9 protein-coding genes, 3 pseudogenes and 1 riboswitch are annotated in these 14,998 nt (G+C 59.9%); of the genes and pseudogenes, 7 read left to right on the top strand and 5 right to left on the bottom strand.

All coding sequences use genetic code 11. The features are described from left to right. Window positions 1-97: 97 nt before the first annotated feature. Window positions 98-551 (bottom strand): annotated as a pseudogene (locus NKI47_RS29660) (transposase); the annotation flags it as partial. A 3-nt stretch (window positions 552-554) separates the two neighbouring features. Between NKI47_RS29660 and NKI47_RS29655 the strand changes: the two are divergent. Together NKI47_RS29655 and metE are read left to right on the top strand one after the other, a co-directional pair. Beyond that, window positions 555-2,175, top strand: a pseudogene (locus NKI47_RS29655) (MFS transporter). Window positions 2,176-2,673: 498 nt separating this feature from the next. Further along, window positions 2,674-2,873: riboswitch (cobalamin riboswitch) on the top strand. Between the two features lie 95 nt (window positions 2,874-2,968). Then, window positions 2,969-5,314 carry a 5-methyltetrahydropteroyltriglutamate--homocysteine S-methyltransferase gene (gene metE, locus NKI47_RS29650; RefSeq protein WP_352594557.1) on the top strand — a complete coding sequence of 782 codons (2,346 nt, stop codon included), beginning with the start codon at window positions 2,969-2,971 and terminating at the stop codon, window positions 5,312-5,314. Between the two features lie 344 nt (window positions 5,315-5,658). On the opposite strand, the gene NKI47_RS29645 is transcribed toward metE, so the two are convergent. Both NKI47_RS29645 and NKI47_RS29640 read right to left on the bottom strand, forming a co-directional pair. Then, window positions 5,659-6,561 (bottom strand): dihydrodipicolinate synthase family protein, encoded by a 903-nt coding sequence (locus NKI47_RS29645; RefSeq protein ID WP_352594555.1) that lies wholly within the window; start codon window positions 6,559-6,561, stop codon window positions 5,659-5,661. Window positions 6,562-6,613: 52 nt separating this feature from the next. Further along, window positions 6,614-7,846, bottom strand: coding sequence for a trans-sulfuration enzyme family protein (locus NKI47_RS29640; protein WP_352594553.1), 1,233 nt, complete (start codon window positions 7,844-7,846; stop codon window positions 6,614-6,616). A gap of 82 nt (window positions 7,847-7,928) precedes the next feature. Here NKI47_RS29640 and pdxR point away from each other — a divergent pair, with 82 nt between their 5' ends. From pdxR to NKI47_RS29620, 4 genes and pseudogenes are all read left to right on the top strand, one after another. Continuing rightward, complete coding sequence (gene pdxR, locus NKI47_RS29635; protein ID WP_352594552.1) at window positions 7,929-9,425, top strand: MocR-like pyridoxine biosynthesis transcription factor PdxR; 1,497 nt, start codon at window positions 7,929-7,931, stop codon at window positions 9,423-9,425. A 158-nt stretch (window positions 9,426-9,583) separates the two neighbouring features. Next, window positions 9,584-9,661 (top strand): annotated as a pseudogene (locus NKI47_RS29630) (MOSC domain-containing protein); the annotation flags it as partial. A gap of 327 nt (window positions 9,662-9,988) precedes the next feature. Further along, window positions 9,989-10,585: a B3/B4 domain-containing protein gene (locus tag NKI47_RS29625; RefSeq protein ID WP_352594550.1), complete on the top strand. Its 597-nt coding sequence runs from the start codon at window positions 9,989-9,991 to the stop codon at window positions 10,583-10,585. A 247-nt stretch (window positions 10,586-10,832) separates the two neighbouring features. Then, window positions 10,833-11,354 (top strand): helix-turn-helix domain-containing protein, encoded by a 522-nt coding sequence (locus NKI47_RS29620; RefSeq protein ID WP_352594548.1) that lies wholly within the window; start codon window positions 10,833-10,835, stop codon window positions 11,352-11,354. A gap of 277 nt (window positions 11,355-11,631) precedes the next feature. On the opposite strand, the gene NKI47_RS29615 is transcribed toward NKI47_RS29620, so the two are convergent. Together NKI47_RS29615 and NKI47_RS29610 are read right to left on the bottom strand one after the other, a co-directional pair. Further along, entirely contained in the window at window positions 11,632-12,687 is a 1,056-nt protein-coding gene (locus tag NKI47_RS29615) for a cytochrome-c peroxidase (protein WP_352594562.1), read from the bottom strand. Window positions 12,688-13,500: 813 nt separating this feature from the next. Next, window positions 13,501-13,749 carry a DUF982 domain-containing protein gene (locus tag NKI47_RS29610; protein WP_502898097.1) on the bottom strand — a complete coding sequence of 83 codons (249 nt, stop codon included), beginning with the start codon at window positions 13,747-13,749 and terminating at the stop codon, window positions 13,501-13,503. 610 nt (window positions 13,750-14,359) lie between these two features. On the opposite strand from NKI47_RS29610, the gene NKI47_RS29605 reads away from it, so the two are divergent. After that, window positions 14,360-14,830, top strand: a complete 471-nt coding sequence (locus tag NKI47_RS29605) for a Ros/MucR family transcriptional regulator (protein WP_352594544.1) — start codon at window positions 14,360-14,362, stop codon at window positions 14,828-14,830. Window positions 14,831-14,998 lie beyond the last annotated feature (168 nt).

The raw sequence follows: 14,998 nt of genomic DNA, 5'->3' as shown, positions 1-14,998 counted from the left end.
CCTGAAAGCCGATCCCGGAGGGCCGTCCTCCATCATTCACGCAGCTTCACGTTACGGGGTTAGCTCATACTGAACTCCTTCCGTGCCTCTGCAGCACACTCTCATCGATGAAGACCAGATGCTGCGGATCGAGGCCGGCCTGCCAAGATCGCCATCGCTGACGCCTGCGGGCAATATCGGCGCGCGCCTGCTCAAGGGCGAACAGCGTTTTTTTTGAAGCTCAGGCCCTCGCGCCTCAAGAACATCCAGACCGCGTTGTGCGAGACCTTGACCCCGCGTGCGGCCAACTCATCCTTCAAACCGTGCAGCGTCAGATGCGGTGTCTCACGTATACGCGCCTCGATGAAGGCACGGTGCGGCTCCAGCAACCTCTTGCGATGTCCACCCATCTTGCCCGGCGCGACCGAGCCAGTCACCCGATGGCGCTGCAACAACTTCACCGCCGCCGAAACCGAAATGCCGAACCGTTTGGCGGCCGACCGGCGGCTCTCGCCACCCAAAACCGCCGCTACAACACGTTCGCGAAGATCATTGGAAAGAGGTCGGGTCATCCGATGCTGGCCTCCACTCCAGCCAGCATCTTGAATCACAAAACAGATAAATCTGGAATCCCCTTTGATTCCGTCAAAGGGGGAACCGCTCTAGTGGAAGGTGTGGCGGCGGCTTGGCTGATGACGAGCATCGCCACCTCCCATGGAATGGTGGCGCTCGTCCAGTCATCGACCACCCTCCCCTATATGATCTTCTCGCTCGCGGCGGGAGCGCTCGCGGACAACTTTGACCGTCGCCGGATCATGTTGACTGCGCAACAGCTGATGGTCTGCGTATCCGCCTTCCTGGCATTCCTGACCTATGCGGGGGAAATGACACCCTGGACCCTTCTGGGTCTCACCTTCCTGATCGGCTGTGGTTGGGCATTGCACGATCCCTCTTGGCAAGCCTCGATGGGGGATATCCTGCCTCGCGAACACCTGCCTAGTGCGGTTGCGCTCAACGGCATGAGCTACAATCTCATGCGCAGCATCGGGCCGGCGATTGGCGGCCTAATCGTGGCCACAGCCGGTGCGGCCTTCGCGTTCCTCTTTAACGTCTTTTGCTACTTCGCTCTGATCGCTGCGCTGTTGCGGTGGAAAGCGGTACGGGCACGACAAGCGCTGCCGCGGGAGGCTTTCGGCAGTGCGATGGCGGCGGGCTTCCGTTACGTGCTCTTGTCGCCGAACCTTCTCAAGGTGATGTGCCGGAGTTTCATTTTCGGCCTCACCGCCGTGGTCATTTTGGCTCTCCTGCCGTTGGTCGCTCGCGATCAAAGGGACCGCAGTCACCTACGGCGTGATGCTCGGCTTCTTCGGCCTGGGAGCGATTTGCGGGGCGCTCCTCATTGGGCGGGTCCGAGAAGTTCTCTCCAACGAATGGGTCATTCGCGGTGCGTTCTTTATACTGGCGATCAGCTGCTTCTTTCTGGCATGGAGTGAGCACGTTTGACTGAGCTGTCTGCTCCTCATGCCGGCCGGTGCGGCCTGGATTCAATCATTCTCGCTGTTTAACGTCACAGTGCAGCTTTCGGCGCCGCGGTGGGTGGTTGGACGCGCCCTGTCTCTCTATCAGACGGCCACATACGGCGGCATGGCGGCGGGAAGCTGGCTTTGGGGCGAACTGGCGGATGTCCAAGGTGTTTCGGGAGCCTTCCTCGTCGCCAGCGTGGTTCTTGTGATTGGTGGACTGATGGGAATCGTTCTGCGTCAGCCGGATTTCGAAACGCTCAATCTGGATCCGACCAACAAGTTCAGCGAACCGACGCTGCAACTTGACCTGCGGCCACGAAGCGGTCCGATCATGGTGATGGTCGATTATCGTATCGATCAGAGAGATGTCCCAGAATTTCTCAGTGTGATGACATCGTGGCGAAAAGCCCGGCTGCGAGATGGCGCCAGACAATGGGCGTTGCTGCGTGACCTGGAAAAGCCCGAACTATGGACCGAGTGCTATCATGTGCCAACCTGGGTCGAGTATGTTCGCCACAACAACAGGCGGACCCAGGATGACGCCGAAATCGTTGCGCGCCTGGAAGCGCTGCACCGTGGCGATTGCCCGCCCCAGACGCATCACAAGATCGAACGCCAAACCGTGCGCGTGCACGACGATTTGCCGCTCAGGCCTCATTTGGACAGGACTTGAGCTGGCCCGTTGGTTTGAGCCGGTTACCTTGAGCCGGTGGGCTGCGAACAAGCAGGTCGAGACATTGGCCTCGATCACTTCGCAACACGCCGCTGCGCCGGGCCTCGGGTGCTCCCCTCGAAATCATTGTGTCGTATCACCGAGGGCATCACGGCCAACAGCTTCCTAGGCAACAGCCTCGCCATTGAGCCGAATATGGTCGCGAGCAGATCACCGACGAAGCGGTCGGAACCTCGGAGCCGAAGTTCGATGCCGAGGTGGCGTTCGCATGATGCGGGAAGCAGCACCACGGCGCTTGCCGGTATGTTTGCCGCCGGGAGCCGACGAACTCCTATCCTCCTGGACAAGGGCGCCGTGCGTAATTGCTTTGATTTACCGGCCGCTCAAGGCTTCCACAGTTTTCGCTTTCGAGGCGACCTTTGGAACATGCCAATGGAAATTTAACATAACGACATAAACATTTCTTTATGCGGCGTTGACAAAGAAGCGAACTGTTGTAATTGTCTCCCGCGTCGTGGTTCTCCGTACGGCGGTGCCGCAGCGGAGCTAAGAGGGAAGCCGGTGCGATGCCGGCGCTGCCCCCGCAACTGTTAGCGGCAAGCTGACCCCACTCATGTCACTGAGGCGAATAGCCTTGGGAAGACGGGTAGAGGCTATGACCCGCGAGCCAGGAGACCTGCCACGGCGAATTACGTCCACGGGCGGGGTGTCTCGGTGGCCGCTGCAGCCTGGCGTTCGTGCCGGCGTGCTAGCGCCTTCCTTGTCACCGACGCCCCAACCATCGGGGTCTGGCATGACTGTCTCTCAGCAAATTCCTGTAGCAACGCTCGGCGTGCCGCGCTTCGGTCGTCGGCGAGAACTGAAGTTCGCGCTTGAAAGTTACTGGTCCGGAAAATCTTCCGCCGCCGACCTTCTCACGACGGCGAAGGCGCTCCGTGCCGCTAGCTGGGAAGAGCAGCACGATCGCGGCGTGTCGAAAATCCCGTCGAACGACTTCTCGCTTTACGACCATGTGCTCGACACCGCAGCCATGGTCGGCGCCCTTCCGTCTCGTTACGCCTGGAATGGGGGCGAGGTCCCACTCGACATCTACTTCGCTATGGCGCGCGGCAACCAAGGTCAGACGGAGGATTGTGGGCACGGTGGTCACCAGCATGCGGCTCATCGGCCTGGTGTAACCGCGATGGAAATGACCAAGTGGTTTGACACCAACTATCACTACATTGTGCCGGAACTAAACGATGATCAAACGTTCGCTCTTTCGTCGACGAAGCCGGTCGATTACTTCCTCGAGGCTAAAGCCCTCGGCATTCACACACGCCCAGTCATCCTTGGACCGGTCACCTTCCTCAAGCTGGCGAAATCGCCTGCCGAAGGATTCGATCCCATCGCGCTCCTGCCGCGGCTGCTGCCCGTCTACGAGCAACTCCTGCAGAGGCTGAAGCTGTCTGGAGCCGACTGGGTGCAGATCGATGAGCCAGCGCTTGTCCTCGATCTGAACCCGAACGAACGAGCTGCGTTCGAATTCGCCTATGGCCAGCTGTCGAAAGCCGCGCCCGAGCTGAAGATCATGCTGGCTACCTATTTCGGGCCGCTGGGAGACAATCTCGAAACCGCGGTTTCTCTGCCCCTGGCCGGGCTGCATATTGATCTCGTGCGCGCTCCCGAGCAGCTGGAAACGATGGGTCGGCTCGCACCGAAGGATCTGGTGCTCTCGCTTGGCTTGATCGATGGCCGCAACGTCTGGCGTGCGAACCTGCCCGCCATTCTCGACCGCATCAAACCGATCGTCGCCGGCTGGCCCTTGGACCGCGTCGAGATCGCGCCTTCTTGCTCGATGCTGCATGTGCCGATCGACCTCCGCATGGAGACGGAACTCGACGCGGACATCAGGTCGTGGCTCGCCTTCGCGGCCCAGAAGACCGACGAGTTGGTGTTGCTTGCCCGGGCCCTGTCCCAAGGCAGGGATGCGGTGGCAGGCGCGTTGAAAGCGTCTGCCGAGGCCGCCGCCACTCGCGTGACATCCACGAAGATCCATGACCCGCTTGTTGAGGGACGGATCGCCAGCATTGACGACAGCATGAAGCGACGAGAGAGCGCTTTTGCCGAGCGCTCCAGAGTCCAGGCCGGCACGCTCGGGCTGCCGCCGTTCCCGACGACGACCATCGGGTCCTTCCCGCAGACGCCGCAGGTACGCAGGGCGCGGGCCGCTCATGCGAAGGGCCAGCTGAGCTATGTCGACTACGAGACCTTCCTGAAGAAGGAGATCGAGGCTGCAATTCGCTGGCAGGAAGAGATCGGGCTGGACGTGCTGGTGCACGGTGAGTTCGAACGAAACGACATGGTACAGCATTTCGGCGAGCAGCTGTCCGGCTTCGCCTTCACCCAGCATGCCTGGGTGCAGAGCTATGGGTCGCGTTACGTGCGCCCCCCCATCATCTTCGGCGACGTATCGAGGCCCAAGCCGATGACGCTGCGCTGGTGGCAATTCGCCCAGTCGCTTACGGAAAACCCTGTGAAGGGAATGCTCACAGGCCCGGTGACCATTCTCAACTGGTCTTTTGTTCGCGACGACGTACCCCGCTCCGAAGCATGCCGCCAGATCGCGCTCGCCATCCGCGACGAGGTGACGGATCTCGAATGGTCCGGCGCAAGGGTGATCCAGATCGATGAGGCCGCGTTTCGCGAAGGATTGCCACTGCGCCAGTCTGACTGGAAAGACTATCTCGACTGGGCTGTCGAATGCTTCCGGATCGCTTCAACGGGTGTAAAGGACGCGACTCAAATCCATACCCACATGTGCTACTCGGAGTTCAACGAGATCATCGACGCGATCGCTGAAATGGATGCGGATGTCATTTCGATTGAGACGTCGCGCTCGAAGATGGAACTGCTGGACGCCTTCGCGAGCTCCAAATATCCGAACGAAATCGGTCCCGGAGTCTACGACATTCACTCACCACGCGTCCCGGAAGTCGGCGAGATTTCGGATCTCGTCATGCTTGCCCGCGAGCGACTGTTGGATTCCCAACTGTGGGTAAACCCGGACTGTGGCCTCAAAACACGCAAATGGGAGGAGGTCCGCCCTGCCCTCATGAACATGGTCCATGCAGCACGTGCGCTCCGGGAGAGAGTGTAGGCCGGAGGGTTTGCTCACCATGTGGTGAGTTACCGGCTGCCGCATGTCGGCCGTGAATGTGCCAAAACGCGATCACATCCTTTGAAATAAGTCACTCGAGCGAGGATGTGCACTATCCTTCGGCACGTGTACTAATCGCGCAGGAGTAAAGGGTACCGTTTTCTCCCTGTGACGTGTCGAGTTCGAATGGGGTGTGATTGGCGTCGAGACCGCTCCAGCCATGGTTATCAGCACGCCGAGTGCGTTGTTCTCGATCAGTTCGTAAAGGACTTCTCGGCCCGGTTCATCGAAATGAGCGGGTAAATACATGACACTTCCTTTCACTTGCCGACGGGGTTCGCTGTTCACCGGCTGGCATCCGATGGCAAGCGTTCCAACGCGGCGGCGATCTGGCGCTTCGCTGCTAAGGGCAGAGGCAGGATGGGACGCGGGGGGTCGGCACGGCAAATGTCGAGCAATTCGGCAAGTGCATAGACGACGCGAAGGCTCGAGAACTCCTTGAAGAGGCTCCAGATCGGGACCAGCGCGGCATCGATCCGTCGCGCTTCGGCCGCATCGCCCTGTTGCGCCGCCGTGACGATCGTCATGCAGACCTCGGGCAGGATGCCCGCGAGGACGCTGTACCATGTGTCGGCGCCGGCGATCATGGCCTCGGCGGCGTTCCAGTCGCCGCTGTAGCCAATCGAGAACCCTTCCGGCAGCGTGCGCCTCTGGGCGGTCAGATGGCTCTTGATCGCATCGCTTTTGTCTGTCGGATTCTTGATGGCGACAATCCCAGCCACCTTTGCCAGGCGGCTGACAAGGGGTGGACTGAAATGGAAATGCGTCGTTCCTGGATTGTCGTAGACGACGATCGGCAGGCCACTTTCGCGCGCCACAGTGGAGAAATGTTCGAACACCTCGTCATCAGTAAGCGGGGTGTAGGAGGCGGCGGCAAGCAAACCCGCAGCAGCTCCAAGGGCCTTGGCGTCTTGCGCGAGCCCCACGGCTTCATCGGTGCGCAGCCCGCCTACACCCACCAGGACCGGCATTCGCCCCGCGGTTTCGTCCAAGGTCTCGGCGAGCGTCCGTCGCCGTTCCTCGCGCGACAGATACATGTAGGTGCCGGTGCTGCCGAGAAGACCGATGGAATCGACCTGAGCGGTGCCAAGCCTGGCAATCAGCTTGCGCAGAGCAACGGTATCGGCACGGCCGTCACGATCGGTCGGCGTGATGGGAAACGCGGAAAGGCCGCTCAGGAATGCCATGGCAAGGCTCCGGGTTTGTACGCGAGCGCGGGACTGGCCGGACCACAGGTCATCACAAGGCGTCCAGAGCCCGCCGCATGTCGGCGATCAGGTCCTCGGCGTCTTCAAGACCCACCGAGAGACGCATGAGGTCCTCGCCGACTCCATCGGCCATATGCGCATCCTTGCGGATCGGCTGACGAGCACGGGTCAGGCTTGCCGGATGATAGATGAGACTGTCGGCATCGCCGAGGCTGACAGCCCGGGTGATCAGGTTGAGCCGGTCCATCATCCGGCGCGCCCCCTCGAATCCAGCGTGGAGGCCAAAGGCCAACATTCCCGACCCATGGGACATCTGCTTTCGCGCCGTCACCTGATCAGGGTGCGAGTCGAGGAAGGGATAACTCACCCATGCCACCGCCGGGTGCGCCTCGAGTGCCTGAGCCACCGCAAGGGCTGTGGCGCTGTGGCGTTCCATGCGCAGCGTGAGCGTCTTCAGACCGCGCAGGATCAGGAAGGCTGACATGGGCGAGAGCGCTGCGCCGGTGATGTAGCGCAGGCCCGTTTCGTGCAGCGTGCGGAGCGTTTGCGCGTCGCCGAGAATCGCCCCGCCAAGGGCATCGCCATGCCCATTGATGTATTTAGTCAGGGAGTGGAGCACGAGGTCGGCCCCATGTTCGAGCGGCCGCTGGAGCGCGGGCGAGGCGAAGGTGCTGTCGACTGCAACCTTGACACCCCGCGCGTGGGTGCGCTCGGCAATGGCAGCGAGATCAAGGATGCGGCTCAGCGGATTCACCGGCGTCTCGAAGAAAACAAGCCGGGTCCGCTCGGTAATCGCGGCATCGAGATTTTGAGGATCGGACAGGTCGACCGCGACAACCTTGATGCCGAAGCGAGGGACCGCCTGTTCGACCATGGCAAGCGTGTTCGCATAAAGCGTCCTGTGGACGATGAGTTCATCCCCTTGGGACAGGAGCGACAGGATCAGCGTGCAGAAAGCCGCCATCCCCGAGGCAACGACCAGACCTGCCTCGGCTCCTTCCAGATTGGCAAGCCGTTGTTCGAGGATCTCCGTCGTCGGATTGTATTCGCGCGCATAGAGCCTTCCGCCAAGGGCGGCGGCGGCCTCGTTCGCTGCCACGCTTTCGAATCCATAGGTCGAGGTCAAGAAGACTGGCGGCTGAACGGCATTGGAAAAGCCGGCGGGATCGTAGCCATGATGGATCGCCCGGGTGGCAAATCCGGGACCGGTATGGTTGAGCGACCCAGTTGGAGCATCGGTTTCGGATTGATGGGAGCGGGTCATTCGGCCTCTGAGATATTTCTTGAGTTCCGAAAGATTGACGGCAAACTGGCCAATGTGAAATATCCAGTTGGCGGTGAAAGAGATGGTCCAGTCTTCAAGTGCCGGTTCTGCAGCGCGCTCGCACGCGATGGGTGCACGCCAGATATACGAAGCCCTTCGCGAGCAAATCCTCGGCGGCGTCTATGAAACCGGCAGTCAGCTGCCATCCTCCCGGGCCCTGGCAAATGACCTCGGCGTTTCGCGAACCACGGTGACGGTCGCCTATGAGCAACTGGCTGCGGAAGGTTTCATCGAAGCCCGTCAAGGCGCGCGACCTCGCGTTGCATCTTCGTTGATCGGCCCTGAGACACGCCGCATGTCCGCGAAACGGTTCGGCCCGGTTCTTCTGTCCGCCTATGGGCGACGACTGCGCGCTACACCGCCCTGGCCAGATTATCTGCCGAATGCGCTAAAGGTCGATTTCCGCTATGGCGACTTGGCGCCGTCAGATTTCCCTGCATTGATCTGGAAACGCGCGATGAACGATGCAATGGCGCAGCGCCCGTTGCGTCTTGCCTATGACGACCCTCGCGGCTCGCGCCGGCTGCGTCAGGCGCTCCAGGGCTATCTCTGGCGCGCCCGAACCCTGAGCTGCGACCTCGAGCAGATCATCATCGTCAACGGTTCGCAGCAGGGCCTCGACCTGTGCGCGCGCCTGCTTCTCGATCCCGCCGACCGCTTTGTCATCGAGGACCCGTGCTACAGGATGGCGCGTCAGGTCTTTGCCAGCACAGGCGCCTCGCCCATCCCGGTCACCGTAGACGAGGACGGGATGAAGACGGAGTTGCTGGCGGGGATTGGTGCACGACTGGCCTATGTCACGCCATCGCATCAGTTTCCGCTGGGCGGCGTCATGCCGATCACACGCCGCCACCAGCTTCTGGAATGGGCGCGGAACAACAGCGCCTATGTGATCGAGGACGACTACGACAGCGAATATCGCTACGACATCAATCCGGTCCCTCCGCTGCACAGCCTCCAGGACCACGGGGCTGTCATCTACCTCGGCACGATCTCCAAAACGCTCTCGCCGATGCTGCGCATAGGCTACCTCGTCGTCCCGCCGGAATTGCAGGAGGTCTTCGCAACCGCCAAACAATTCTCGGACCGGCATTCGCCGGTGGCTGAACAGGAGGCTCTGGCCTGTTTGATCGAAAGTGGCGGCTACGAAAGCCATGTGCGGCGTGTGCGCAGGCTGAACGGCGAGCGTCGGGAGACGTTGTTGGGCGCCTTGCGGCACAGCTTCGGCGATCGCATCGCTGTCCAGGGAGCAGAGGCCGGTCTGCACGTCGTCGTTTGGTTCGACGAACTGCCGCGATCGCGGGAAACGACCCTGGTCGAAGCCGCCCGAGGCGCGGGCCTGGGGCTACACCTGATCTCGCCCCTTTACGAGCGGCAGTCGGACGAAGGCCACATCGATCGCGTGGGGCTTGTCATGGGCTATGCCGCCTTGAGCATTCGGCAGATCGAGAAGGGCGTTGAGGTCCTGCGAGCGGTTGTCAAGCAGGTGCAAGACGCGTTGCCGGGACACGGTGGCTAAAACGGCGGGGACGTGGCGTGCTGGCGAGGATACCGACCCCTTGGGCTGAACTGCGTTTCGTTGCAAAGCCAACTGGACGGGAAAACGCCATACCATGCTGTTGATCAGGCCAGTTTGGCGGCAGATTTTCGTGCGAGACGAATTTCCGAAAGCGATGCATGACCCGGCAAGGAAAGCTGCTTCACATCCATATCGCGCCCGCTGCCTCCTATGAAATGGAGGATCTGGAGGAGGCGTAGCTTGTTGCCGGCCGAGGTGGGCTCGAGCACCCGCAAGACATAATCGACGATCTCTATCAGGCCTTGTCCACCGCCGAATGATGGAATTATCCAGCGCATGGTGCGGCATGCACCATGGCGACGCCAGAAGATCTGGACGCTCGACAAGCACCTTTCTTGAAACATTTCCCGAACCACCCGCAGCGCAAAGCCTCCCCATGAGAAAAGAGCATCCCAGTCTTTCACGCCATTGATTGCCCCGAGATCAAGGCCCGCTACCGGGATTTTCATCTGATCAGCATTGTGGTGCGGAACGCTGGAATCGACGTGCCGGATGCACAGGCGTTGAACGACACGATTGCGGCGGCGGAACAGGCGGCGCTTCGCGATGACGCCCAAAGGGACGCGCATCTTGCGGCGTGGGCCGTTGCCTACGAGGCTTTCGGCACAAAGGCCAATCGAACGCCGTGCTCGGCCGCCGCGCTTCTCAAGCGGGTGCGGAAAGATGGCTCTCTCCCGCGGATATCCCCACTGGTTGATGCCTACAATGCCGTCAGCGTGTTGTATGGCGTTCCGATTGGCGGGGAGGATCTCGATCTTTGCCAAGGGGTCCCGAGACTTTTAATTGCGAAGGGAGCGGAGCCATTCGACACGATCCAGCAAGGTGAAATGGTAACCGAGCATCCCGAACCGGGCGAAGTCATCTGGTGCGATGATGCCGGTGTCACGTGCCGCCGCTGGAACTGGCGGCAGGGGCGGCGCACCATGGTCACGGTCCATACCCGCGCCATGTGGCTCGTGCTGGAAGCCCTCGGCCCAATGTCAGCTAAACAGATGACGGCCACCGGAGAGCATCTGATGGGACTTATCCAAGCGTTGTGCCCGGGTGCGCGAATCGAAACCGCGCGAATCGACGAGTCCACTACATCTCGTGTTCCTTAGGGTATGGCCCCACCTTTCGGAGAAACACCCCACTCAGCCCTGTCCGGATCTGGCGCTCCTTGCTCGCTCCGCTGGCCTACACAGTTGATTGCGAACGACCCAGAACGGCTCTCGAAAACGAGCGTCGAACGAAATCAGATCACCGCTTGTTCTCCCTTAGCGTTGTTTGGCGTACTTTTATCGATGCCCTCCAGTGTTGGATGGTCCAAATTACGCAAGCTCGGTCGAGTGATCGCGGAGAAGCTTAATGTCGACTACATCGAAATTCATGGAGCGGTACGGACAACGGGTGCGAACCCGGGACGTCGTCCCGGTGTCGTCAGGCTCTCCCGTCCGACTGAGCCTCAGTTTTCTTCACGGCGCGAATACTCCTGAGGCCGCCCGGATTCTCGTCAAGAGACAGCTGCCGCTCAGGACGGCCCACGCGATACTCACGGAGATGGTCGATCACGGCAAGGCGTTCGTGACGGTTCCTTGCGTCGACGACCTATTGGCACTGAAGAATGAACTGTCGTCCGCAGGCGTGATCGCGAAGGTTCATGCGCCGCGGCCGATAAGTGTTCGCGAAGTCCGGGATCGCACGAAGCTCTCTCAGGAGGCATTCTCCGTGAGGTATGGCCTCGATCTGGCAACGCTTCGAAACTGGGAGCAAGGTCGCTCGAAACCGGATGCAGCGGCGAATACTCTCCTTTGGACCATCGCCCGGAATCCGGAAGCAGTCGAAGAATCGCTGGACATGGAGGACGGAGTGGCTGCCTCTTCGCCCTAAGGGGGCCGATCACTTCGGCGCGCGGCAATTCGGCCGCCAGCGCGATGGCCGGCCGCCGCGCGGTATCGACAGCGCGCGAGCCTCATGCGTCAGACGCCTTCCTTGGCATGTCGCACGCCAGATCCCAAACATGATTCCATCGCAACGAGCTGGTGACGGAAGCAGTGTCTGCACTTTGGAAACGAGCCATTTGCGTTCTCATGGACGTCGCGACTCGTCTCATCCAGTAAAAGTCGCAATCATTGTCAATTGCGATGTTCCGCAGTCAGCTGGCCGTTTATTTTCCTAAGATCTGCGTTATAGGCCGGGGCGTTGTAGACGTTTCGGCGGGTAAAATGGGATAGGCGACCTCGGGTGCCTTTCCGGTCAGCGAGTTGAGGAAGGCAACAAGCAGGTCGACTTCTTCGTCCGCCAGTACCACGCCAAGCTGGGTGGTTCCCATGATGGCAACGGCCTGTTTCAGATCCCAAACCTTGCCCGAATGAAAGTATGGCGCGGTGAGTGCAACGTTGCGCAGCGGCGCCACGCGGAAAACATAGGAATCCTCGGCTGCATTGGTGACCGCAAATCGGCCTTTGTCTTTTTCCGGCAGGACCTCGGCGCTGGGCTGTTCCACGAGGCCGAATGGGTAATAGGCTTCCCCACCAACGTTGATGCCGGCATGGCAGGACGAGCAGCCTTTGTCCATGAAAAGCGCCAGGCCCTGTTTCTGTTCGGAAGTCATGGCGGCGTCATCGCCATTGAGGAAGCCGTCGAAGGGGGCCGGCGTGACCAGTGTCGCCTCGAAGGCTTCGATTGCCTTGGCGACGTTGTCGAAGGTGACGCGATCGGCTTCAGCCGGAAAAGCTGCATCGAACCACTCGAGATATTGCGGCATCGACTTGAGCGTGGCGATGACTTGACCCGGTGTATTGGCCATTTCGACGCCGGCTTGGACCGGTCCTTTCGCCTGAGCCTTCAGGTCTTCGGCACGACCGTCCCAGAACTGGGCGATGTTGAAGACAGCGTTCAGTACAGTCGGCGCGTTGCGCGGTCCCTTCTGCCAACCATGGCCGATCGAGGTTTCATGATTGTCGTCGCCGCCGGTGGCCAAGTTGTGGCACGAGTTGCACGACAAGACGCCTGACGCCGAGACGCGTGGATCGAAGAACAGTGCCTTGCCGAGGGCGATCTTCTCCGGTGTGATCGGGTTGTTAGCGACTACCGGCGTGGTGGGTGGCAAAGCCTTGAAAGTGGCCAGTGCCGTTTCTCTGAGGTCTGCGGGGATCGAATCCGCAGCAAAAGTGATGGCTGTCAGCAAGGGGACAGCCATCGTACTGAATAGGATTTTCATAAATGATCTCGCTGCGTCGTGCACGCAGCCACTCTGGGATATGCGGCTCATGAACGCCCTGCGCTAGATCAGTTGCGGGAGAGGACCGGGTGGTCTGAAACCTGTTTTTGCGGCAGAGGTTGGACTGTCCCGGAATTGAATGGTCTTCTCGACTGGATTTCAGGGAGGCGGAGGATCGCTGCTCGGCAAGCGGCGGCGCCGGAGCCGTGCTTCGGTTCTCTCTGCGCCTTCAACTATGAAGAAATCGGGGCCGCCACCGTGTCAGATTCGGTTTGGGGCCGGTTATCTGTTCCGCAGCAGGTCCTGCTCGACTTCCGCCTGCCTTCGTCAGATCGACGTGGGCCCAAATCGATCCGCGATAGTGTCTCGTAGCACCTTTGCGGGACGATCTTATTTCGACTGTAGAGGGCCGTTTCGGGTGAGCAAAAATTACACAAATTTCAAAGGGCGCCCGAGTAGCTGTTTTGATTGGCTTGTGAGGCCTATAGCCTCCATCGAGCGAATATTGGCAGACGACGGAGCACAATTTTGGCTTCGTTTATCATCTTGCTTCAATGGGACAACTTCTTTGCAATAACTAGACGGCAATTTACCGTCACGAATTTGCGAGAACCAAGTCCCACGCAGTGGTTTCACATCAGAAACATTGCAGTCCTGCCGCGAGAAGCTGATTTACAAATACAACAAGATGATCGACGTCGCCACAGCGCAAAATGTTGTTTGTCCGCTATAGTACGCTCCAGATGCCGGCGAAATCTCGATACAATAACCTCGTCGGCGTACCCGCTCCAGCCTCACACACGACTGCGACGCCTATACTTGCGCTTTTCCACTGCCCGACATGCAGGCAGCGAGCCATTGCATCGCGGAGGTTGCATCTTCCAATATGGCGACCTGTTTCGCAAAGCGGAAAAAAGTCTTGCGCGCTGCGCTCGCAGGTTTTCGTCCGTTGTATGCATCAAAGCACGCCCTGAGGGCGGCTTCGTAGATCCGGTCTCTGCGATCTTCTGGCCATTCGTTGAGAAAATCGATAGCATCCGCAGGACTGGCAATCTCTTGCACGATGTGCGCTGCACGCCTTACGAAAAGTGGGCTGCTGAAAGTCCCTGAGCTCATTCGTTCCTCTCGACCTGCTGAGCCGCTAGTTTGCGTGAACAGGCGCCTCCTCTACACCCGCCCACCATTGCGGAATGTGTTGTCACAGCGATAGCGGTTCAATAGCAAAGCAGCGGCGTGATGTCCTCGGTTTACCAGCGGGCCAATCCCTAACATCCTGTTGCGAGAGCGGCTCACCGGATGAATCTAGATCGTTTCGACCATTGCGAATCAACGCTTGATACTTCCTCCACGCGCTACCAGTAAGCGGCCACTGCTCTGTCATTGATTTCACAGCCAAAGAGAGGATGGCGAAACAGAAATAGCCCGCTTCGTTCGAGATTACTGGTCATTTCGACGCAAAGCTTACGGCCGAGACGCGCCTGAAAATGCGCAAGGACCGCGGCAGGTCGCCAACAACGGACGGATCAACGGTCACGACGGCGGGATACCGCGCCATAGATCTCGCTGGACGAGCATCGCAATAATCCTGTCGAGACCTTGGTTGCTTTCAGCGGAGACCGCCACTATGAAGCGACGCTTCGCCGACTGTGTTTCACGCCGCCTGGAGAGTTTCATGACAGAAGAAGCCGAAAAAAACATCGACACCCTCATCGAGCTCACGGCCGATGTCGTCTCAGCCTATGTCTCCAACAATCCGATCCCGGTGGGGGATCTCCCTGCCCTCATCGGCCAAGTGCACGCGGCTCTGAAAGGGACGGCCGGAGGTGTCTCTGCAGAAGAGCCGGTTGCCCTTACGCCTGCAGTCCCGATCAGGAAGTCGGTCACACCGGACTACATCATCTCCCTTGAGGACGGGAAGAAATTCAAATCGCTAAAGCGCCATCTGTCGACCCACTATGGGCTGACGCCGGATGGATATCGGGCCAAATGGGGCCTGCCGGCGGATTATCCCATGGTCGCGCCGAACTACGCCGCGGCGCGCTCGTCATTGGCCAAGACGATGGGGCTCGGCCGCAAACCGAAAGCGCCGGAAGCGCCGGAGCCGGCCCCGACGAAGCGAACCCGCAAGAAGGTCGCGGCTTGATTTCGGCAATCGAGATTCGTTCTGGAGCGTTGCAGACATCGGCTTAATCTGCGCGTCATATGAAAAGGCGGGGCCAACCCCGCCTTCCTTTCAAACAACTTTGTTTCATGAGGAATTCGCGACGTCTGCAGCAATCTGCTGCCCTCTGTTTTTGCTCGCTCCTATCGA

Source organism: Mesorhizobium sp. M0633, from assembly GCF_040320645.1.
In the GTDB taxonomy this organism is placed as follows: Bacteria; Pseudomonadota; Alphaproteobacteria; order Rhizobiales; family Rhizobiaceae; genus Mesorhizobium.
This window is presented reverse-complemented; position numbering and strand designations above follow the sequence as displayed.